The 21,074-nt window shown below is 67.9% G+C and carries 16 protein-coding genes; 12 read left to right on the forward strand and 4 right to left on the reverse strand.

The features are described 5' to 3' along the window. Nucleotides 1-3: 3 nt before the first annotated feature. Complete coding sequence (locus A3AG_RS0120980; RefSeq protein WP_018007319.1) at nt 4-717, reverse strand: cytochrome c biogenesis CcdA family protein; 714 nt, start codon at nt 715-717, stop codon at nt 4-6. 236 nt (nt 718-953) lie between these two features. On the opposite strand from A3AG_RS0120980, the gene A3AG_RS0120985 reads away from it, so the two are divergent. From A3AG_RS0120985 to pgaD, 6 genes are all read left to right on the forward strand, one after another. Next, entirely contained in the window at nt 954-1,694 is a 741-nt protein-coding gene (locus A3AG_RS0120985) for a response regulator (protein ID WP_018007320.1), read from the forward strand. Then, the gene (locus tag A3AG_RS0120990; protein WP_018007321.1) at nt 1,691-3,001 is read left to right on the forward strand and encodes a sensor histidine kinase; all 1,311 of its coding nucleotides are present in this window, start codon (nt 1,691-1,693) and stop codon (nt 2,999-3,001) included. Before A3AG_RS0120985 ends, A3AG_RS0120990 begins: the two co-directional genes overlap by 4 nt. Before the next feature lie 774 nt (nt 3,002-3,775). Then, nucleotides 3,776-6,283, forward strand: a complete 2,508-nt coding sequence (pgaA, locus tag A3AG_RS0120995; RefSeq protein ID WP_240619907.1) for a poly-beta-1,6 N-acetyl-D-glucosamine export porin PgaA — start codon at nt 3,776-3,778, stop codon at nt 6,281-6,283. A gap of 15 nt (nt 6,284-6,298) precedes the next feature. Then, the gene (pgaB, locus tag A3AG_RS0121000; RefSeq protein WP_018007323.1) at nt 6,299-8,317 is read left to right on the forward strand and encodes a poly-beta-1,6-N-acetyl-D-glucosamine N-deacetylase PgaB; all 2,019 of its coding nucleotides are present in this window, start codon (nt 6,299-6,301) and stop codon (nt 8,315-8,317) included. Continuing rightward, on the forward strand, nt 8,314-9,648 hold the full coding sequence (gene pgaC / locus A3AG_RS0121005) for a poly-beta-1,6-N-acetyl-D-glucosamine synthase (protein ID WP_018007324.1): 1,335 nt from the start codon (nt 8,314-8,316) through the stop codon (nt 9,646-9,648). Before pgaB ends, pgaC begins: the two co-directional genes overlap by 4 nt. Beyond that, nucleotides 9,648-10,082: a poly-beta-1,6-N-acetyl-D-glucosamine biosynthesis protein PgaD gene (gene pgaD / locus A3AG_RS0121010; RefSeq protein ID WP_018007325.1), complete on the forward strand. Its 435-nt coding sequence runs from the start codon at nt 9,648-9,650 to the stop codon at nt 10,080-10,082. Before pgaC ends, pgaD begins: the two co-directional genes overlap by 1 nt. Nucleotides 10,083-10,215: 133 nt before the next feature. Here pgaD and A3AG_RS0121015 read toward each other — a convergent pair whose 3' ends face one another. Then, entirely contained in the window at nt 10,216-11,727 is a 1,512-nt protein-coding gene (locus tag A3AG_RS0121015) for a phytoene desaturase family protein (protein ID WP_240619908.1), read from the reverse strand. A 33-nt stretch (nt 11,728-11,760) separates the two neighbouring features. Between A3AG_RS0121015 and A3AG_RS31840 the strand changes: the two genes are divergently transcribed. The 4 genes from A3AG_RS31840 (at nt 11,761) to A3AG_RS0121035 (ending at nt 16,387) form a co-directional block, all read left to right on the forward strand. Continuing rightward, the gene (locus A3AG_RS31840; RefSeq protein WP_018007327.1) at nt 11,761-12,411 is read left to right on the forward strand and encodes a TetR/AcrR family transcriptional regulator; all 651 of its coding nucleotides are present in this window, start codon (nt 11,761-11,763) and stop codon (nt 12,409-12,411) included. Between the two features lie 65 nt (nt 12,412-12,476). Next, nucleotides 12,477-12,995 (forward strand): GNAT family N-acetyltransferase, encoded by a 519-nt coding sequence (locus tag A3AG_RS0121025; protein WP_018007328.1) that lies wholly within the window; start codon nt 12,477-12,479, stop codon nt 12,993-12,995. Nucleotides 12,996-13,264: 269 nt separating this feature from the next. After that, nucleotides 13,265-14,791, forward strand: a complete 1,527-nt coding sequence (locus A3AG_RS0121030; RefSeq protein ID WP_018007329.1) for a DUF1254 domain-containing protein — start codon at nt 13,265-13,267, stop codon at nt 14,789-14,791. A gap of 18 nt (nt 14,792-14,809) precedes the next feature. Further along, nucleotides 14,810-16,387: a DUF1254 domain-containing protein gene (locus A3AG_RS0121035; RefSeq protein WP_240619909.1), complete on the forward strand. Its 1,578-nt coding sequence runs from the start codon at nt 14,810-14,812 to the stop codon at nt 16,385-16,387. A 105-nt stretch (nt 16,388-16,492) separates the two neighbouring features. On the opposite strand, the gene sctR is transcribed toward A3AG_RS0121035, so the two are convergent. Together sctR and sctQ are read right to left on the reverse strand one after the other, a co-directional pair. After that, complete coding sequence (gene sctR, locus A3AG_RS0121040; RefSeq protein ID WP_012356083.1) at nt 16,493-17,152, reverse strand: type III secretion system export apparatus subunit SctR; 660 nt, start codon at nt 17,150-17,152, stop codon at nt 16,493-16,495. A gap of 43 nt (nt 17,153-17,195) precedes the next feature. Further along, entirely contained in the window at nt 17,196-18,389 is a 1,194-nt protein-coding gene (sctQ, locus tag A3AG_RS0121045; protein ID WP_018007331.1) for a type III secretion system cytoplasmic ring protein SctQ, read from the reverse strand. Nucleotides 18,390-18,592: 203 nt separating this feature from the next. On the opposite strand from sctQ, the gene sctV reads away from it, so the two are divergent. Both sctV and A3AG_RS0121055 read left to right on the forward strand, forming a co-directional pair. Beyond that, complete coding sequence (gene sctV / locus A3AG_RS0121050; protein WP_018007332.1) at nt 18,593-20,761, forward strand: type III secretion system export apparatus subunit SctV; 2,169 nt, start codon at nt 18,593-18,595, stop codon at nt 20,759-20,761. 1 nt (nt 20,762) lies between these two features. Beyond that, nucleotides 20,763-21,029, forward strand: a complete 267-nt coding sequence (locus A3AG_RS0121055) for an EscS/YscS/HrcS family type III secretion system export apparatus protein (protein ID WP_018007333.1) — start codon at nt 20,763-20,765, stop codon at nt 21,027-21,029. The last annotated feature ends 45 nt before the right edge of the window (nt 21,030-21,074 follow it).

The following is a 21,074-nucleotide window of genomic DNA, read 5'->3' on the forward strand; positions in this document are numbered from 1 at the left end:
GGTTCAGGCTCCAGGTTGGGTTGCGGGGAAAAGCGAGGTCAGCCAGGCGACGGCAAGGGTGTCGTACTGGAAGTACATGGCGACGGCGGTGGCTACCACCAGCACGCCGAAGGCTTGCTGCAGCCGCGGCGTATGGCGCGCCAGCCGGCGCACATGGGTGGTGGCGAACTGGCCGCCGTAGGCGATGCCAAGCATCGGCACGGCGGCGCCGGCGGCAAACAGCGCCAGCAGGCCGGCGGCGCGGTGCAGGTCCTGCGCCTTGGCCACCAGCGCCAGGATCGAGGCCAGCACCGGGCCCGCGCACGGGGTCCATACCGCGCCCAGCGTCATGCCCAGCACGAAGCCGCCGGCGAGGCCATTGCCGGCCCGGCTGCCGGCGCCGGCGGCGCGGTCGGTGAGCGCGGCAAATGGCGCGGCGAAAGGTGCCGTGAGACGTCCGAAGCCGGCCGGCCACAGCCGTGCCAGGCCGGCGGCGAACAGGATGGCGATGGCGACGTTGCGCACCACGCCCGGGGCGTCGCTGAAGGCGCTCGAGAGTGCGCCGAAGACGATGCCCAGCGCGGAAAAGGCGGAGATGAAACCCAGCGCGATCGCGAGCGGACGCAGGCGGCTGGTTTCGCCCAGCGAAGCGCCCAGCAGCATGGGCAGCACGGGCAGCACGCACGGTGACGCAATCGTCAGCACGCCGGCGGCAAAGGCAAGGTAGGCATCGATCATGGCGGTGGACTCCCGGATTGGTATGGCTGCATTGCACCGCCCCGGCGTATCCGCGGTGTTTCCGCATCCGACCCGCTGTGCAATGTTTCTTGTCCGGACCCGGCCCGGATACACAGCGATACAAAGCGCGCCGCCGACGCCGCATAATGGCGGCACCGGGCCAGGCCAGAGCTACTTTTGCGAGCGCCGGCCGCGCCCTTTCTCCTTCTTCTTTTTCTTCGATTCCGGGACCCGCCATGACCCCGCAGGACCATATCCTTATCGTCGACGACGATCGCGAAATCCGCGAACTGGTTGCCGCCTACCTCGAGCGCAGCGGCATGCGCGTGTCCCTGGCCGCCAACGGGCGCGAGATGCGCGCGGCGCTGGACAAGGGCTCGGTCGACCTGGTGGTGCTGGACCTGATGCTGCCCGGCGAAGACGGCCTGGCGCTGTGCCGCGACCTGCGCGCGGGCGAGCGGCGCAACCTGCCGGTGCTGATGCTGACCGCGCGCAACGAGGAAGCCGACCGCATCCTGGGGCTGGAGATGGGCGCCGACGACTACCTGGTCAAGCCCTTCGCCGCGCGCGAACTGCTGGCGCGGATCCGCTCGGTGCTGCGGCGCACGCGCATGCTGCCGCCCAACCTGCAGGTCACCGAGGCCGCCAGCGTGCTGGCGTTCGGCCCGTGGCGGCTCGACACCAACGCGCGCCACCTGATCGACGAGCAGGACGTGATCGTCGCGCTCAGCGGCGCGGAATACCGGCTGCTGCGCGTTTTCGTCGACCACCCGCAGCGGGTGCTGACGCGCGACCAGCTGCTGAACCTGACCCAGGGCCGCGACGCCGAGCTGTTCGAGCGCTCGATCGACCTGCTGGTGAGCCGCCTGCGCCAGCGCCTGCGCGACGATGCGCGCGAGCCGCGCTACATCAAGACCGTGCGCAACGGCGGCTATGTCTTCAGCGCCGCCGTCGAAATCCGCCAGGAGCGCGCATGAACGGGCGCGCGCGCAAGGGGCTGGCATGGCCGCGCACGCTGTTCGCGCGGCTGATGGTGATCCTGCTGGTGGGGCTGGTGCTGGCGCAGAGCCTGTCGTACAGCCTGGTGATGATGGAGCGCAGGAACGCGGCCGACCGGCTGATGCTGGGCAACCTGGAGCGCGACGTGGCCAGCTCGGTGGCGATGCTCGACATGCTGCCGGCGGACCAGCGCGCGGCCTGGCTGGAACGGGTGCGGCGCGACAACTACAGCTACCGTCTCGATGCCGGCACGCCGGGCGAGCCGCCGCGCGCGCCGCTCGCGCGCAAGGCCGTCGACACCATTGCCGAGGCGCTGCAGGGCCGCTATCCGGTCTCGGCCAGCAGCCAGCCGGGCGGCGGTTTCCAGGTACACCTGCGGCTGCACGACGGCAGCCCGCTGACCATCGACGTGCAGCCCAGGCGATCGCTGGTATCGCCGTGGCTGCTGGCGATGCTGGCGGCGCAGCTGGCGCTGCTGGTGGCCTGTGCCTGGCTGGCGGTGCGCGTGGTCACGCGCCCGCTCAGCCAGCTGGCCAGCGCCGCCGAGAACCTGGGGCCAGACCTGAAGGCGCAGCGCGTGCCCGAAACCGGGCCGACCGAGGTGGCCCACGCCGCCGCCGCGTTCAACGCCATGCAGGCCCGCATTGCCGGCTACCTGGATGAGCGCATGCAGATCCTGGCGGCGATCTCGCACGACCTGCAGACGCCGATCACGCGCATGCGCCTGCGCGTGGACCTGATGGAAGACTCGCCGACGCAGCAGAAGCTCTACCACGACCTGCGCGAGATGGAACACCTGGTGCGCGAAGGCGTGGCCTATGCGCGCACCCTACAGGGCGGCACCGAGACGCCGGCCCGCATCGATGCCGATGCGCTGCTCGACAGCCTCGCCGGTGACTACCTCGATGCCGGCCACACCATCGCCATCGAAGGGCAGGCCGGCGCGCCGCTGCTGACGCGTCCGCAGGCGCTGCGGCGCATCCTGACCAACCTGATCGACAACGCGCTGAAGTTCGGCGCCGAGGTCACGCTGGCGGTGGCACGGCAGGACGATGGCTGGCTGCAGATCGCCGTGCAGGACCGCGGCCCCGGCATTCCGGAGGCCGAACTGGAGCGCGTGATGCAGCCGTACTACCGTCTCGAAACCTCGCGCAACCGCGGCACCGGCGGCACCGGCCTGGGCCTGGCGATCGCGCAGCAACTGACGCAGGCCCTGGGTGGCACGCTGCAGCTGGCCAATCGCGAAGGCGGCGGCCTGCAGGCCACACTGCGCCTGCCCGCCTGATTGCCTGTTTTTTCTCTCCCTCTCCCGCCTGCTGGAGAGGGGCGGGGAGAGCGGGCGCCCCACGAAGTCAGCCCTGAAGAAATTCACACTCCGTCCTCGCGGCGGCCCAGTTTCCCAAATCCGTTAGGGAAAAATCCCATATCATCCCCTGATCGGGGGATAAATTCCTTTTGGCCTATTCGGGTTATGTTATAAAAATCATAATCAATTATCGCTGGATCGGTTCGCATGACCGGATTGATTTATTGGATGAAAATTCGCGGGCACCTGTTGAAATGACAAAGCCAAAGAGGAATGCCTTGATTTCCGTGAAAGGTTGATTGCGCTGGGATCCGCGCCGGATCGCACACCGCAGCCAGGTTCCAGTCCCGCAACCGGATCCGGATAAATCGAGCGCGACACAGACGAATTAGTGATTGAATTCCTTTATCCAGTCACACATCCGTTTGCGAAAATTAACAATCTCATCGCGGTACCCTCCTTACAATCGCCTTCGCATTGCGGCAACGCAGCCCGATTCCTCGGCCGCTGCGGTTGCACGACGCCATTCCCGCTGCGAATGGCCATCCGGCGCAGTTCCTCGGTGCCGCGCCGGATCCCGTAGGCCTGTTCTGCCGGTGTTCGCAACCGGCCCGGCCCGGTCGGGTTCCGTGTCCTCGTGCCGCCATGCGATAAGCCGATAACGGAGCTCAAGCCCGTGCGCGCCTGTGTCATCGGTGCGCGGCGCCAGCTTGGGCAACACAGAGACAGGCTGCGGATCCCATGGATTCACTGATGAAGCGCCGTGAGCGTACCCGCGACGGGGCGCTGCGGCGGCAAGGGAGGCGTCGGCGCGCGCCGGTCGCGCTGGCGAGCGGACTCGCCGCGGGGCTGGCGGCAATGTGCTGGCTGCCGGCACACGCGCAAGCGGATTCCGACTATGACGCTCTGATCCGGCGCGCCCGTGCCGGCGACTATGCGCCCGCGCTGGCGATGCTGCGCGAGCGCGTGGCACGCGCACCCTCGGACCAGCGCGCGGCGTGGGACCGCATCGTCATCGCCGGCTGGGCGGGACGACCGGGCGAAGTGCTGGAAGCCTATGGCAACCTGGGCCAGACCCGCGCGCTGCCGCCCGAGGTGCTGGCGGCCGTGGCCGGTGCCTTGCGCGACGAGCGCCGCTGGGACGAGGCGCTGGCGCGCTATCGCGAGGGCCGGCAACGCTTTCCCACGCACGCGGTATTCGCGCTGGGCGAGGTGAAGGTGCTGGCCGACAGCGGCCACGCCGCCGAGGCGGTGGCGCTGGGGCAGGCGCTGGTGCAGCGAGAGCCCGCCGCGGTCGACAGCCGCCTGGCACTGGCCTACGCGCAGGCACGCGCCGGCGAGCCGTATGCGGCCTTGTTCGAGGCCGACCAGGCTTACCTGCGCGCGCCGCAGCGCGCCGATGTCGTGCGCGAGTATGTCGGCGCGCTGCAGCGCGCTGGCCTGCCCGAGGCGGCGTTGCGCGTCGCGGGCGAACATGCTGGACGGTTCGACCAGCGCGCGCGCCTGGCGCTGGAGCTCGATGCCGTGGCCGAACTGGTGCGCCTGGCTGACCTGCCGACGCGCACCGAGGCCGAGCGCTTTGCCATTGCCGACCGCGCGCTGGCGCGCTATGACGCATTGCTGCCCGCGCTGCAGGCACTGGGGCCGCAAGCCGCGCCGCAACTGCGCCGCGCACGCATCGACCGCCTCGCCGCGCTGCATGCGCGAGCGCGGATGCAGGACGTGGTGCATGAATACGAGGCGCTGCGCGCCGAGGGCATCGAGGTGCCGGCGTATGCCTTGGGCGATGTCGCCGCCGCCTACCTGTACCTGCGCCAGCCGGAGCAGGCCGCGCCGCTGTTCCGCCAGGTGCGCGACGCCTACCCACAGGGCCTGGATGCCGAGACCCGGCTCAAGGCCCAGACCGGCCTCTACTACGCGCACGCCGAGGCCGAGGCCTTCGATCCCGCCGTGCAGGCGGTGGCGCAGGCCAGCGCCGAGCAGCCGCGCTGGCGCTGGGTGCGGGGCCAGCCCATGCGTCAGCCCAACGACCTGTGGCTGCAGGCACAGCAGACCGCCACGCGCGCCGACCTGCAGGCCGACGCCACCGAGTCGGCGCAGCAGAAGCTGGAAGACCTGGTGCGCAAGGCGCCGGGCCATTCCGGCCTGCGCGCCGCGCTGGCGGACGTGTACCGCGCCCGCGGCTGGCCGCGCGCGGCAGAGGGCGAGCTGAAGCTGGCCGAGACCCTGACCCCGCGCAGCCTGGCAGTGGAGGTGCAGCAGGGCCATGCGGCGCTGGACCTGCAGGAGTGGCACCAGGCCGAGCTGCTGCGCGACGATACCCTGGCGCGCTTTCCCGAGGACCTTACCGCGCGGCGCCTGGACCGCGAATGGCAGGTTCACAACAAGGCCGAGCTGCGCATCGAAGGCTACCGCGGGCTGGCCAACGACAGCGCCGTGGTCGGTAACGGCAATTTCGGCATCGAAGCGGTGCTGTACACCCCGCCGGTCAACTATGACTGGCGCGCCTTCGGCGGCATCGGCTATGCCACCGGCCGCTTCGACGAAGGCCGCGTGGATTACCGCTGGGCGCGTGCCGGCGCGCAATGGCGCGTGCGCGACCTGACCGTCGAGGGCGAGCTGTCGCTGCACGGCTATGGCCAGGGCACGCGCCAGGGCGGGCGCATCGCCGCGGACTACGACCTCGACGATCGCTGGCGCGTGGGCGCGTCGGCGGCGCTGCGCTCGACCGGCACGCCGCTGCAGGCGCTCAAGCACGGCATCTATGCCGACACCGTGCAGGCCTACGCGCGCTGGCGCCGCAGCGAGGCCAGCGAATGGATGCTGACGGTGGCGCCGTCGCGTTTCAGCGACGGCAACGACCGGCTCGAAGCGGGCGTGTCCGGCGTCCAGCGCTTCTATACCGCGCCGCACCTGAAGGCCGACCTGCTGGTCGACCTGTGGGCGTCGCGCAATAGCCGCGCCGACACGCCGTACTACAACCCGCGCTCGGACCTGACCGTGCTGCCGTCGGTGCGGCTGACGCACACGCTGTACCGGCGCTACGAGACCGTCTGGGAGCAGCAGTTCCTGGCCGGCACCGGCGCCTACAGCCAGCGCGGCTTCGGCACCGGGGCGATCCTGCTGGTGGGCTACGGCCAGCGCTTCCGCACCAACGACGTGTTCGAGGTCGGCGCCACCATGACCGGCACCAGCCGCCCCTATGACGGCCAGCGCGAGCGCGAGCTGCGCATCGTCTTCGACATGACCTACCGCTTCTGAACAGGAATGCAAGCCATGAACGCAACCCTGCGGCGCGCCTGCCGCCTGCTCTGGCTGGTGCTGGCCGCATGCCTGCTGGCCGCCTGCGCCAGGGACATCCCGGTGTTCACGCCGCCGGCCCAGCGCCCGGCCGCGGCCGCCGAGCAGCCGTGGCCGCGCAACCATGTGGTGGTGCTGGCCTATCACGACGTCGAAGACAAGGACCCCGACCAGGCCTACCTGAGCGTGCGCACCGACCACCTGGTCGGCCAGCTGGCGTGGCTGCGCGAGAACGGCTATCGCGCGGTCTCGGTCGACCAGGTGCTGGCGGCGCGCCGCGGCGGGCCGCCGCTGCCCGAGCGCGCCGTGCTGCTGACCTTCGACGACGGCTACCGCAGTTTCTACACGCGCGTGCTGCCGGTCCTGAAGGCCTACCGCTGGCCGGCCGTGCTGGCGCCGGTGGGCGCCTGGCTCGATACCCCGCCGGGGCAGCCGGTCGATTTCGGCGGCGCGCCAACGGCGCGCGAGCGCCTGCTCGACTGGCAGCAGGTGCGCGAGATCGCGGCGTCGGGCCTGGTGGAAATCGGTGCGCATACCGATGCCTTGCACTACGGCGTGCGCGCCAACCCGCAGGGCAATACCGAGCCGGCCGCGGCGGTGCGCGCCTTCGATGCCGGCACCGGCCGCTATGAAAGCGATGCCGCGCAGCAGGCGCGCTTGCGTGCCGACGTGGCCCGCATCACCGCCAAGGTGCGCGCCGTCACCGGCAAGCCTGTGCGCGTGTGGATCTGGCCGTACGGCGCCGAGGGCGGCGCGGCGCTGCGCATCGTCGCCGAGAACGGCTACCAGATGGCGCTGACGCTGGAAGACGGCCTGGCCACGGTGGACCGCATGATGTCGGGCGCGCGCCTGCTGCTCAGCGACGATCCCGGCCTGCGCAGCTTCGCGCGCTCGGTGGTCGCGATGGAAGAGCCCGGCGGCATGCGCGTCGCGCACGTAGACCTCGACTATGTCTATGACCCCGATCCCGCCCAGGTCGAGCGCAACCTGGGCCTGCTGGTGCAGCGCATCGCCGACCTGAAGATCGACACCGTGTTCCTGCAGGCGTTTTCCGACGACGACGGCGACGGGCTGGTCAGCTCGGTGTACTTCCCCAACCGCTGGCTGCCGGTGCGCGCCGACCTGTTCAACCGGGTCGCGTGGCAGCTCGACAACCGCGCCAACGTGAAGGTGTATGCATGGATGCCGGTGCTCAGCTTCAACCTCGACCCGTCGCTGGCGCGCGTGGCGCGCTGGGACCCCGCCACCGGCGCCGCGGCGGTCGACCCGAAGCAGTACCGGCGCCTGTCGCCGTTCGATCCGGTGGCCCGGGCGCGCATCGGCGACCTGTATGAAGACCTGGCGCGCCACGCCTTCTTCGACGGCATCCTGTTCCACGACGACGCCTTGCTGGGCGATTTCGAGGATGCCAGCGCGCCGGCGCTGGCCGCATACCGCGCCGCGGGCCTGCCCGGTTCGATCGCCGAGCTGCGCGCCAGCCCCGAACAGATGCAGCGCTGGACCCGCATGAAGAGCCGGGCGCTGGTGGACTTCACCCACGAACTGACCGCGCGCGTGCGCGAGGTGCGCGGGCCCGCCATCAAGACCGCGCGCAACATCTTCGCGCTGCCGGTGCTGCAGCCGCACAGCGAAGCGTGGTTCGCGCAGAACCTGGACGACTTCCTCGCCGCCTACGACTGGACCGCGCCGATGGCGATGCCGTACATGGAGCAGGTGCCCGCCGGCCAGGAGAACGCGTGGCTCGACCGCATGGTCGACACCATTGCGCAGCGCCCGGGCGCGCTGCGGCGCACCGTGTTCGAGCTGCAGGCGCGCGACTGGCGCGCCCCCTCGGCCCGTGCGGTCGACAGCGCGGTGCTGGCCGGCTGGATGCAGCGGCTGCAGCGCCGCGGCGCGCGCAATTTCGGCTATTACCCGGACGACTTCCACAACAACCAGCCCCGGCTCGAGGTGATCCGGCCGGCGCTGTCCAACGCCTGGTACCCCGCACCATGATCGAACGACTGTTTGCCCTGGTCATCCTGTGCCTTGCGCTGGCGCTGCCGTTCGCGCTGGCCGCCCTTGCCACCGGTGACCTGCTGCTTGCCTTTGTGTTCTTCTATCCGCTGTTCATGTCCGGCCTGTGGATCGCCGGCGGGCTGTACTTCTGGTGGCACTGGGAGCGCCACTGGCGCCGGGGCGCCGGACGCGAGGCGCCCGCGGTGCCCGGCGAGCCGTTTATCTCGATCCTGGTGCCGTGCTACAACGAGGAAAAGAACGGCGAGGAAACCGTGCTGGCGGCGCTGGCGCAGCGCTATCCGGACTTCGAGGTGATCGCCATCAACGACGGCTCGCGCGACGGCACCGGCGCCTTGCTCGACGCGCTGGCGGCGCGGCATCCGCGGCTGCGCGTGGTGCACCTGGCGCACAACCAGGGCAAGGCCATGGCGCTGCGCATGGGCGCGCTGGCCGCGCGCGGCGAATACCTGGTCTGCATCGACGGGGACGCCGCGCTGGACCCCGACGCGGCCGCCTACCTGGTCGCGCCGATGGTGGCCAACCCGCGCGTCGGCGCGGTCACCGGCAACCCGCGCATCCGTACCCGCTCGACCCTGGTGGGGCGGATCCAGGTAGGCGAGTTCTCGTCCATCATCGGCCTGATCAAGCGCACCCAGCGCGTCTACGGCCAGGTCTTCACCGTCTCGGGCGTGGTCGCGGCGTTCCGGCGCCGCGCGCTGGACCGCGTGGGCTACTGGAGCCTGGACATGATCACCGAGGACATCGACATCAGCTGGAAGCTGCAGCGCGACCACTGGTCGATCTTCTACGAGCCGCGCGCGCTGTGCTGGATCCTGATGCCCGAGACCGTGCGCGGCCTGCTCAAGCAGCGCCTGCGCTGGGCCCAGGGCGGCGCCGAGGTGTTCATGAAGAACGTGCGCTCGATCTGGATCTGGCGCCACCGCAGGCTGTGGCCGCTGATGGCGGAATACTGCCTGTCGGCGGGCTGGGCCTTTGCCTTCGCGATGTCGCTGCTGCTGTGGGCGCTGGGGCATTTCATCGAGCTGCCGCCCAATATCCGCATCCAGAAGCTGATGCCGCCCGGCTTTACCGGCATGGTGCTGGCCGCCGTGTGCCTGCTGCAGTTCGGATTGAGCGTGCTGATCGACCGCCGCTACGAGCCGCGCCTGGCGCGCACGCTGTACTGGATCATCTGGTATCCGCTGGCGTACTGGATGGTCGGGATGCTGACCACGCTGCTGGCCTTTCCCAAGGTCATGCTCAAGACCCGGCGCCAGCGCGCGCGCTGGACCAGCCCCGACCGGGGCATCCACACCATGAGGCCGTGATGAAACCCGAATCCATGATCATCCGTACCCGCGGCTCGCGCCTGCGCTGGCTGTTCGACGCCGTGCTCACCGCGCTGGCCTGGGTTGGCTTCTTCTATCTGGGCGCGAGCGGCATCCGCGCCATCCTGCAGCAAGCGTCCGCCGGCCCCGGCGTACCGTTCTGGGCCGCGCTGCTGCCGACCATGGGCACGCTCACGGTTTACGTGCTGGTGGGGCTGTTCAACGGCATCGTGCTGCTGTCATGGGCGCTCTACAACCAGTACCGCTTCGCCGGCCTGGACCGCCGCAGGCCGCTGCCCGCGCTGCGCATCGACGAGCTGGCGCGCAGCTTCGGCCTGCCCGGGCAGCGCGTGCGGTCGCTGCAGCTGGCCAAGGTGGCGGTGGTGGACCATACACACGAGGGGGACGTGGCGGAGGTGAGGGCGGTGTCGTGAGGGGATTGAAGTGGGTTGGCCGGTGGCGCTCGCCGAGCCGCTGCGAACGCTCCGGCCGCTCGCTCCGGCCCAAACATCGCAGTCCTCGGCTTCTGCCAGGCTGCTGCCACCCGGCGTACCCTGGACAATGAAGTCAGTTCGACCGGGACAAGTCCGCAAATAGCGACGCCGCGGACTGTATGCCAGACAGGATTGCCGAAGGCACGCCATAGCCTGGGAACGTCGTTTGTCCGCCCAGGTATAACCCCTGGATCGGTGTCCGATGCGGGAGGAATCGATGGGGTGGAGAGCCCGGGGCAATTCCATACAGCGCACCTTCATGCAAGTGTCGTTCCCGGGCAAAGTCCTGCGGATCGAGCACGCGGGTTGTTTCGATGGTTATGCCGGGGACCCGTTTCTGCAACGCGTCCAGGTATCTCTCCAGTGCCGAATCGCGCCATGCCGGATTCCATTCGGATACCGACGGGATATCGCTGGCGGGTGCGTACAACTCGATGATATGCCTGCCCTCAGGTGCCAGTTCCGGGAGAATTCGCGTAGGCTGCGTGTACGAAATCCATTGGGGGACGCCGGGTCTGCGCACGTGCATGGCGCCTTGTCTTTCCATCGCCGGTACATGGTTGACGATGAACGCTTCGGCTGCCGCCGCACCGGAATATCCGATCTGGATGGAGATGGCCCTGTGCGACAACGGGGCCTTATCTGCCTTTGCGGCCAGGCTTCGCGGGACCTCGCCGGCACGCAGCAGGTCCTTCACAACACCCAATCCCGAACACGTGGCGACGACGTGCGAGGCTGGGATGTGTTCTGCGTCGGTTAGCACAACGCCATGCACCTGACCGTCCCTGACGAGGATTTCCTTGACCGTGGTACCAAAACGCACCGGCACGAATCGACTCTGCAGCGCACGCAGCAGCGCAGCACTAATGGCTCCCATGCCGCCGCGCGGCAGGTGAAAGCCTTCCTCCAGCAAAGCCAGCAAGCCGATGATCTGTGTCGCGGGGAGCCGGTCGGGTGCGAGGCCCGTGTAGAGCAACGTCGACGCGACGGCAGCTTGCAGATCCCCGTCCGGAAAATAGGACGCGATCAGGCCGTTGACGTGCCCTCCCATTCGCGGCAGGTGCCGCCAGAGTTTGCCGATCGTACGTAGCAGCGACGGTTCTTCCGGAAGCACGTCGCGAACCAGGGTTCCGTAGATCGGACGCCAATCGGCCCGAAGCCTGGCCAGCCCGTCTCGCAGCGCCTGCGTCCGGCGGTGGTGGTCGGCCCCGTCCACGCACGAGTGCTCCGCGGTTGAAAGGTGCACTGCGGTGCCATTGTCCAGATAAGTCGCATGGGGCTTTGCTATGCCGACGAGCTCGACTTCGTCATCGAAGCTCAGGCCCAGGCGCCCGAAGGCAGCACGAAGCAATGAAGGCACGGCCACGTATACCGCGCCATTGTTGAAGGTATATCCGTCCAATACGTCGGTCGAACAGCATCCGCCCGCGCTCTGCTGCGCCTCCACCACCATCACCGGGAGGCCACGACGAGACAGCGAAAGCGCAGCGGCCAATCCTGACAGCCCGGCCCCGATCACCACCGTGGGCAATTCTCTCCTTGCGCGCATCAACGACTTCCCCTTGCGAGAATAGACAATGTACAATACTAGACAATGTCCAATTCAACCGCAACTGCAATGAGCGAAGACGATCGGATGGCCCGCAAAAGAAAGCAGACGCGTGACCGCATCGCCGCCGCCGCGCACACGTTATTTGAACGCGACGGCTATGAAGGGGTCACGATGGAACAGATCGCGGCAGAGGCGGATGTTGCAAGAGGAACGCTCTACAACCACTTCCCCGTCAAAGAAGCGGTGCTGGTGCACTGGATGCACAACGAACTCGAGGAAGACCTGCAAGCGGCGGTGGCGGACTACGTTCTGAGTCGTGAGTCCTTCGTCGCACGGGTGGCAACGCTGTGGCATGGCTCGGCCAACTGGTGGGAACACCATCGCCAGTATGCGGCGCCGTATATCCGCTTCCGCTTCCAGCAAGTGCGCGATGGCATGGAACAGCAGACCAGTTCGGACATGCTTCCCTTGTATGTGCAGCTTATCGACCAGGCACAACAGGCCGCAGAGATCCGGCCTGATACGGCGGCCGAGCGCCTGGCGCACTATCTGCATTTCCTGTATCTGAGTGCCGTCATGACCTGGTTGAGCGGCCCGGACGTGCACCTGGAGGACGAGCTTGGCAAAGCCCTGGATTTCTTCATGCAGGGCGCCGCCCATGCTGATGACACTGCGCCCGGTACCAGGCCGCATGCAGCGGGATCGCGAAGGCGATAGACGTTCAGCACAACACCCAGTGCCTGTCGATTGGGCTTCCCTGCGTATCGATTCCAGGAAACTGAATGACCACGTTTGATGCGCTCCTGATCAGGAGCGAGCGTCCGGACGACGCCCACGCAATTTCCCAGGTGACACAGGCCGCCTTCGCGGTCGCCACCCACTCCAGTGGCACGGAACAACTGATCATCACGTCCCTGAGGGAGGCGGGACAGTTGGAGATCTCGCTTGTCGCGGAACTGTCTGGCCAGGTTGTCGGCCATGTCGCCATTTCCCCGGTCGACATCTCAGACGGAAGTGCGCAATGGTACGGACTTGGTCCGGTATCGGTGCTGCCTGCTCATCAGGGCATGGGCGCAGGCTCGCAGCTGATACGTGCGGCCCTGGATCGCCTGAAACAGTCCGGCGCGCAAGGCTGCGTAGTACTCGGGGAGCCGGCCTACTATTCCCGCTTTGGATTCTCGGCACAGTCGACGCTCGTACTCCCCGGGGTTCCGGCAGAGTACTTTCAGGCCCTTGCGTTCGGCCCGCACGTGCCCTCGGGTGTCGTCAGGTATCACGAGTCATTTGACGTAAAAGGCTAGCTCCGGAGCAGGATTGGGGTCACGAGGATTGGGGCACGAGCACACGGTCTGGATGGATTCCTGAGCCAGCACCCATGTCGTGCCCGGCCGGCTGGCTCCGTTCAGGGTTATGGCCATTTGGGTACTTTTCTTAAGTCACCACTCCAAAAGATTCACTTCCGCTTGGCACCGCGACTGCCCGAAACTCGGCCCAGTGAGGGTCGGCTGCCGTATCCGCTGGCCTGTGCCCACGGCAACGCAGCCAGAAACGCCAGCAAGGAGTCGCAGTCATGGAGCCCCACTTTCAGGCCTTCACTCGGGTCGCCGTCGCGGTGGCCGTATCGTTCTGTTCCAGTGCGGCGCCAGCACAGACTGCGCGCTATGACGCGCTCGTCAATGCGCCGTTCGAGAAGGACTATCCGACGCCGACCGCAACCAGCCTGCTGCGCGATGAACTGATCTTCCAGCGCGCCGTGCAGGCTTATCTGTGGGCGCTGCCTGCCATGAATCTGTGGGCGATGAAGGAGGGCTCGGAGAAAGTGTTCGGTGCCGGCTACCACGTGCTGCCCACATGGAAGGAACGGATCCGGGCGTCGACGCTGGTGACCACCCCCAACTCCGACGTGGTCTATGCAATGGGATACCTGGACCTCAGGAAGGACGGGCCGCTTGTGGTCGAGGCCCCTGCCGGCGTCCAGGGTATCCTGGACGACTTCTTCCAGCGCCCGCTGGTGGGTCCGACCGTGGACGGGCGCACCTGGAGCGGAGACGTCGGCCTGGCGGGGCCGGACAAGGGCAAGGGTGGCATTTACGTGCTGCTGCCGCCGGACTACAAGGGCGAGCCGCCGAAGGGCAGCATTCCGAAGGACGCCTTCGTCTATCGTTCCCGTACTTATAACGTGTTCCTGTTCTGGCGCACGTTCTTCAGCGACCCGCGCGACCTGGCGAAGCCGAACGCGCAGATTGCGGCCACGCGCATCTACCCGCTCGGACAAAAGGCGAGCGCCAGGCCGATGCAGTTTCCCGATGGCAACGGCAAGCCGGCCGACCTGCTGTTTCCGCGCGACGGCGCCTATTTCGACATGCTGTCGCGGTTCATTGACAGCGAGTATGTCGACCCGTCCGACCTGGACATGCGCGGCTTCCTCCATACGATCGGCATCGAAAAGGGCAAGCCGTTCTCGCCGACGCCGGAAATGCGGACGCTGCTCGATCGCGCCGCGAAGTCCGCGTTCAAGATGAGCAAGGTCGTGATCGGCGAAATGCTCCCGCACGAGCCGGGCGGAAAGTACTATCCGGATCGCCAATGGGTCAATGTGTTCGCCGGCGAGGACACATCGTTCCAGTCCGCCCGCACCTACACCAATCTTGAACAGCGCTCCGCCTATTTCACCAGCGCCTATTCGGCCAGTCCGGGCATGGTGAAGAACCTCGTCGACGCCGGCGCGAAATATCCGGTCACGTTCCGCGACAAGGATGGTCATTTCCTCGATGGCGGACAGTCGTACAAGCTGTACCTGCCACCGAACATCCCGGCAAAGAACTTCTGGTCAGCCACGGTCTATGACGCGACGAGCGCCTCCGGCCTCGACAACGGCCAGGACCACCCGTCGCTGAACCAGATGGACAAGCCGGTGCAGAACGCCGATGGTTCCACGGAGCTGTATTTCGGCCCGACCGCCCCTGCCGGCAAGGAGAAGAACTGGCTCCGCACATTGCCCGGCAAAGGTTACTTCGTGATCCTCCGCCTGTATTCGCCGCAGCAGGCGTTCTTCGATCAGGCCTGGAAGCCCGGCGACATTGAAAAGTCCAAATGACATGTGCGAGGCATCGGCATGGAATCGATCAAAGCGACAGTCGAAAGCGCGAGGCGTGTAATGGCAAACGAAGACGATGTGAACATGACACGGAGGATGCTGACGATGCTGGGCGGCGCGATGCCCCTGGCTGCCAGTGCGTCGCTGACGGCGATGCCGCGCGCGGTGGCTGCCGCCGAGTCCAAGGGCAATGGCCGGAAGCCTGACGGTGCGGCCGCCCGGGCGGCGACAGGATCCACACTGCCACCGTCGGGACTGCAGATGCATCCGGCCTATGCGCAGGTCATTGCCCGCATGGCCTACGTGTGGGCATGGCCGATGGTCAACATGCTGAACCGGAATGCACGCATCACGCAGGCGCCGCATCCCGGCCTGTTGAACGGCGTGCTGCCCGCCGCCCCCCGCGGCCAGGTGGGGATGCTTCACGACTATATCGACCCGGCAGAGACCTTCGTGACCTGTCCGAACCAGGACGTGGTCTATGGGCTCGGCTTCTTCTCGCTCGACGAAGAGCCGGTGGTCGCGCAAGTGCCTGACTTTGGCGACCGGTTCTGGGTCTATGCGTTGTATGACGCCCGAACCAACCAGTTCGGCCATGTCGGCAAGCCGTACAAGACGCGCCGGGGCTTCTACCTGCTCGTCGGGCCGAACTGGAAAGGCAACAAGCCTGCGGGCATCACCGAGATCGTCCGCTGCCCCACGGCCCTTGCCAATGCCATCCCGCGGGTCTTCATGAACGATACGCCGGAGGACCGGAAGGCGATCCAGTCAGTGATCAACCAGATCGTCTTCTATCCGCTGAAGCAATTCGATGGCCGCATGAAGACGATCGACTGGGCCAGCGCGCCTGCCATTCAGGGACCGAAGTCGGACAGCGGCGGCGGTGAAACCAAATGGGTGATTCCGGAGCAGTTCTTCGACCAATTCGAACAGGTTCTCGACACCGTGCCGCCGCTGCCCGGCGAGGAGGCGCTATACGGGCAATTTCGCTCCATGATGGAGGCGGCGAAACGGGATCCGGAAGTGAAGAAGGCGATTGCGGCGATTGCTGCCGATACGGAACGCGATGTGATCGGGCCATTCTTCGAATGGCGCCGCAACGGTCTTCCCGCCGGCAATGGATGGAACCGGTCCACTAACAACGCGCAGACCGGACTCGACTATTTTGACCGCACCGGTACGGCCAAGTCGAACATGTTCGACAACCGGCCTAACGAGACGCAGTACTTCTATACCGACGTTGATGCATCGGGTGGCCAGCTCAATGGCACGAGTACTTACGAGATCGTCTTTGCCCCGGGGCAGGAGCCACCCGTCGATGGCTTCTGGTCGCTGACCCTCTACAATGACAAGCACCTCTTTCATCCGAACGATCTCAAACGCTATTCGCTCGGCACCAAGAACAAAAACCTCAAGCGCAATGCCGATGGCTCGCTGACGTTGTACGCCAGCGCAAAGCCGCCCGGCGGCGGGAAAGAACCGAACTGGCTGCCCGCGCCCGGCGGCTCGTTTTCGCTGTACATCCGCGCTTACTGGGGCAAGCAGGGCATTCTGGACGGCTCATGGCGGCCCCCTGCCATTCGCAAGGTCGCGTGAATGCCCGGCCGGACACCCGAAGCGACTACCGCGAGTTGCGCGAGATCGGATTCGGGTCCATCGCGGACCGCCCTCGCAGTGGTATGAGGGCGACGGCAGCGGCCCTCACCGATACGACAGCACCAGCCCCTGGATCAGCTGCGTCCACCCCTCCAGCATCACGAACAGCAGCAGCTTGAACGGCACCGAGATCGTGGTTGGCGCCACCATCGACATGCCCAGCGCCAGCAGGATGGCGGCGACGATCAGGTCCACCACCACGAATACCAGGTAGACCACGAAGCCGATCTGGAAGGCACGGGTCAGCTCCGACAGCGTGAAGCTGGGGATCAGCACCATCATGTCGTCGGACTTGAGGTCGTCGGCGCGGCCTTCGGGCCAGATGCGCTTGGCGGACTGGACGAAGAAGGTTCGGTTGCGCTCCTCGGTGTGCTTGACCAGGAATTCCTTGAGCGGGCCGCTGACCGCGTCGTAGACGGTGACCACGTCGTTGACGTTGAAGGCGGCGTTGGCGTCGGCGCGGCGCTTGATGGCGTCGAAGGCGTCGGAGCCGATCGGCGCCATGATGTAGGCGGTCAGGATGATGGCGATGCCGTTCAGAACCATGTTCGGCGGCACCTGCTGCAGGCCCAGCGCGGCGCGCAGCAGGCCGAACACGATCACCAGCTTGGTGTAGCTGGTCACCATCAGCGCGACGAAGGGCGCAATGCCGAACGTCAGGATGATGGTCAGGATCAGGACCGGATTGTAGAGTCCGCTGTTCATCGCATGCACCCGGGCGGAACGGGAGAGGGCGGCCTGCCGCGGCTCATGCGTCGCCGCCGGCAAAGGTGGTGATGCGCACCCCCAGGCGGTTGCCGACCGCGATCAGGGTGCCGGTGCCGATGCGATTGCCGTTGGCGACGATGCGCACCTCGCTCTGCTTGAGCGGCTGCGGCAGCTCGAACACATAGCCCGGGGCCACCGCACGCAGTTCGGCCAGCGGCACCGCGACGTCGCCCACTTCAAAGCGCAGCGTCACTTCCAGCTGGTCCAGCCGCGACAGCGGCGGCTGCGCCGCGTCCGGATGGGGAATGGGCTGGGCCTGCCGTGCGGGGTCTTGCTCTTCCATGTGCGCTCCGTTTGAAACGTCCGTACTGTCCGTACTATCGGCGCCCGCCTGCACCAGCAGGCGCCGGCCCTCGGCCAGCGCATTCCAGCCCGGGCCGTGGCGGCCGGTGGTACAGCGCACCACCAGCGCGCTGCCCTGCGAATGCCAGTCGTCGATGCCGACGATGTCGCCCGGCTCGATGCCGTGCATCTCGCCCAGCGCCAGCCGCGTGGTGCCGATGCGCACCGCGATCGGCACAGGCAGGCGCTCCATCCACGCCGGTGCCTGCGCCGGCGACCCGGCGGGCAGCGCCGCGAGGCGCTCGGGCTGGTCCAGCTGCAGCGTGCCGCGCAGCCGCGCCACGGGTTCGACGCGCCGCAGTTCGAAGCCGAAGGCGTGGGCCGAAGCCAATGCCGGCGCACGGGCGCCGTCGGGCTGCCAGCTGAACGCATCGGGCACGGCATGTCCCAGTGCCGCCACCGTTTCGGCCAGCGCGTCGGCCATCAGCGCGTGGCGCAGCAGCGCGGGCAGCGCCTCGGCGGCGCCGGGCGCCCCCAGCAGCAGGCGTTCGCTGGCCACATCCCAACGCACCACGCCGTGGCTGCCGCCAAGGGTGAAGGCATAGCCGGACCGCGCCGCGATTTCCGGTTCGGCGGGTACAAAACGCAGTTGCCAGTCCTGGCCGCCCGCGCGCACCGGCACGGGCGCCGCGCGGCAGGCCAGCCAGCCGGACAGCCGCGCGGTTTCAGGCTCCATATGCGGCAGCGCCGGCGTGGCATCGAGCCCCGCCGTGGCCAGCCGTGCCGCCGCCTGCGCGCCGTGCACCAGCACGCGCGCGGCGCTGCCGGGCAGGGCCGCGGCGGGCGCCTGGGCGGACGGATCGCGGCCGGGGCGATGCAGGACAAAGGACATGTTGGGCGGCTCGGTTGCTCGAAACGCAACGATAAGCAGCCGGGTGCAGCCACGTCCACTACGAGGCCTTGTAGGCCGGCGCGGGCAAGCGCCCGGCGCGGGCGGTGCAGGCGCGATGTGCGGCGTGCGCTACGAATCCTCGGTACTGGTCGCTGTGCGGGGGCGGCCATACACTGCGCCCACTGATCCCACCGGCAAGGACGATGGCGAAACTCCCGGCAAACCTCCCAGCGTTCCCGCGCGGCCTCGGCCCGGGCGCGCCGGGGCTGCAGCAGATGGCGGCGGCGGCGTCGCGCCAGTCAGACCTGGCGCTGACGCTGCTGCTGTTTGCCGTGATCGCGCTGTTCGTGCTGCCGCTGCCGACCTTCCTGCTGGACCTGCTGCTGACGATCAACCTGGGCATGAGCCTGACCCTGCTGATCGTCGCCACCTATATCCCGTCGGCGCTGTCGCTGTCGACCTTCCCGTCGCTGCTGCTGTTCACCACGCTGTTCCGGCTGTCGCTGAACATCGCCTCGACCAAGCTGATCCTGCTGCACGCCGACGCGGGCCACATCATCGATACCTTCGGCAAGCTGATCGTCGGCAACAACGTGGTGGTCGGCGGCGTGGTGTTCCTGATCATCGCCATCGTGCAGTTCATCGTGATCGCCAAGGGTTCGGAGCGCGTCGCCGAGGTGGGCGCGCGCTTTGCGCTGGACGCGATGCCCGGCAAGCAGATGAGCATCGACGCCGACGTGCGCGCCGGCACCATCAGCGCCGGCCAGGCGCAGGAGCGCCGCCGCGCGCTCGAGCAGGAATGCCAGCTGCACGGCGCCATGGACGGCGCGATGAAGTTCGTCAAGGGCGACGCCATCGCCGGCGTGGTGATCGCGCTGGTGAATATCCTGGCGGGCATCGCCATCGGCACGCTGATGAAGGACATGAGCATCGGCGAGGCACTGCAGCGCTATGCCATCCTGACCATCGGCGACGGCATGGTGTCGCAGATCCCGTCGCTGCTGGTCTCGATCGCGGCCGGGGTGGTGATCACCCGGGTCTCGTCCGATGAAGAGCGCGCCCGCGCGCCCAACCTGGGCGAGGTCATCGGCAAGCAGATCCTGGCCCAGCCCAAGGCGCTGGTGGTATCGGGGCTTGCGATTGCGGTGTTCCTGGTGGTGCCGGGCTTCCCCAAGTGGACCTTCGGACTGATGGCGCTGGTGGTGGCCGGCGGCGGCTACCTGCTGCTGCGCCGCGCGCAGCGCAGCACCGGCACCGTCACCTGGATCGAGATGGCCGATGCGGACGCGGGCGCGGCGGCGGCCGGCACCCAGGCGGCGGTGGCGCCGGCACTGGCGCTGGAGCTTGACGACGCGCTGCGCGGGCGCATCGACCTGCGGCTGTTCGAGCAGCGCATGACCACCGCCAAGGGCGAGGTCGAAGCCGAGCTCGGCATGGTGTTCCCGCGGCTGCGCATTCAGCACCGCGCGCTCGGCGAGCGCGATGCGTATGCCATCCGCGTGCAGGACGTGGTCGCTTCCGGCGGCGTGCTGCGCCCGGGCAAGCGGCTGCTGGAGCCCGGTGCGCGGGCGCGCGTGGACCAGGGCGTGGCCGAGGCCGGGGCGCCGTTCGGCCCGTTCCCGGAAGTGGTGTGGGTGCCGGCCGAGACTGGCGCCGCCGACGGCGTGCGCACGCTGTCGTGCGAGGAAGTGCTGGCGGTGCACGTGGGCGCGGTGATCAAGCAGCATGCGGCGCCGCTGCTGGGCATCCAGGACGTGCAGTCGATGATCCACGTGATCCAGGCCGAGGCGCCTGACCTGGTGATGGAGCTGGCGCGCGTGGTGCCGCTGCAGCGCATCACCGACGTGCTGCGCCGGCTGCTGCAGGAAGGCGTGCCGATCCGCAACCTGCGCACCATCTTCGAAAGCCTGGTGACCTGGGCGCCCAAGGAAACCGATGCGATTGCGCTGACCGAGCTGGTGCGCGTGGACCTCGGCCGGCTGATCACCAGCCGCCATGTCGGCGCCAACCGCTCGCTTGACGCGGTGCTGTTCGAGCCCGCGCTGGAGGCGCGCGTGCAGGGCGCGATCGAAAAGGCGGCGCGCGGCAACCTGCTGCTGCTCAGCCACGACGTCACGCGCGATATCCGCGAGCAGCTGCGCGTGCTGCTGGAGAAGGCCGCCGAGAAGGCCGGTGCGGCAGGCGCCGCGGGCGCCGCGGGCGGTGCCGGCGCCGCGCGCGTGGTGGTGGTGGTCAGCGTCGACGTGCGCCGCTACATCAAGCGGCTGATCGAGCCGGTCGCGCCGCGCATCCCGGTGCTGTCGTACCAGGAGGTCGACGAGGACGTGACGCTGGTGCCGGTGGGCTGGATCCAGAACCCGGCCGGAGAGTGAGATGGGCGCCGACACCATCCTCGACATCACGCGCCAGGCGCTGCTGGTGGTGCTGTGGGTCACGCTGCCGGTGGTGCTGATCGGCACGCTGGTGGCGCTGGTGGTGGCGGTGCTGCAGGCGGTGACGCAGATCCAGGACCAGAGCATCGGCACCTCGGCGCGGCTGATCGCGGTGCTGGTGTCGCTGGTGCTGCTGGGCGGCTGGCTTGGCGGCGAGGTGATGCGCTTTGCGCAGCGCGCGCTGCAGACCATGCTGACCTTCCTGTAAGGAGAAATCGATGCGCAGGCAACCACGCAGGAACAACGGACAAGC

Origin of the sequence: Cupriavidus neocaledonicus (genome assembly GCF_000372525.1) — a bacterium.
GTDB classification, from domain to species: Bacteria; Pseudomonadota; Gammaproteobacteria; order Burkholderiales; family Burkholderiaceae; genus Cupriavidus; species Cupriavidus neocaledonicus.

What these genes read in the sequence shown, in the direction of transcription:
- A3AG_RS0120980 (WP_018007319.1), bottom strand. Translation starts at nt 717, where the DNA reads ATGATCGATGCCTACCTTGCCTTTGCCGCCGGCGTGCTGACGATTGCG.
- A3AG_RS0120985 (WP_018007320.1), top strand. Translation starts at nt 954, where the DNA reads ATGACCCCGCAGGACCATATCCTTATCGTCGACGACGATCGCGAAATC.
- A3AG_RS0120990 (WP_018007321.1), top strand. Translation starts at nt 1,691, where the DNA reads ATGAACGGGCGCGCGCGCAAGGGGCTGGCATGGCCGCGCACGCTGTTC.
- pgaA (WP_240619907.1), top strand. Translation starts at nt 3,776, where the DNA reads ATGAAGCGCCGTGAGCGTACCCGCGACGGGGCGCTGCGGCGGCAAGGG.
- pgaB (WP_018007323.1), top strand. Translation starts at nt 6,299, where the DNA reads ATGAACGCAACCCTGCGGCGCGCCTGCCGCCTGCTCTGGCTGGTGCTG.
- pgaC (WP_018007324.1), top strand. Translation starts at nt 8,314, where the DNA reads ATGATCGAACGACTGTTTGCCCTGGTCATCCTGTGCCTTGCGCTGGCG.
- pgaD (WP_018007325.1), top strand. Translation starts at nt 9,648, where the DNA reads ATGAAACCCGAATCCATGATCATCCGTACCCGCGGCTCGCGCCTGCGC.
- A3AG_RS31840 (WP_018007327.1), top strand. Translation starts at nt 11,761, where the DNA reads ATGAGCGAAGACGATCGGATGGCCCGCAAAAGAAAGCAGACGCGTGAC.
- A3AG_RS0121025 (WP_018007328.1), top strand. Translation starts at nt 12,477, where the DNA reads ATGACCACGTTTGATGCGCTCCTGATCAGGAGCGAGCGTCCGGACGAC.
- A3AG_RS0121030 (WP_018007329.1), top strand. Translation starts at nt 13,265, where the DNA reads ATGGAGCCCCACTTTCAGGCCTTCACTCGGGTCGCCGTCGCGGTGGCC.
- A3AG_RS0121035 (WP_240619909.1), top strand. Translation starts at nt 14,810, where the DNA reads ATGGAATCGATCAAAGCGACAGTCGAAAGCGCGAGGCGTGTAATGGCA.
- sctR (WP_012356083.1), bottom strand. Translation starts at nt 17,152, where the DNA reads ATGAACAGCGGACTCTACAATCCGGTCCTGATCCTGACCATCATCCTG.
- sctQ (WP_018007331.1), bottom strand. Translation starts at nt 18,389, where the DNA reads ATGTCCTTTGTCCTGCATCGCCCCGGCCGCGATCCGTCCGCCCAGGCG.
- sctV (WP_018007332.1), top strand. Translation starts at nt 18,593, where the DNA reads ATGGCGAAACTCCCGGCAAACCTCCCAGCGTTCCCGCGCGGCCTCGGC.
- A3AG_RS0121055 (WP_018007333.1), top strand. Translation starts at nt 20,763, where the DNA reads ATGGGCGCCGACACCATCCTCGACATCACGCGCCAGGCGCTGCTGGTG.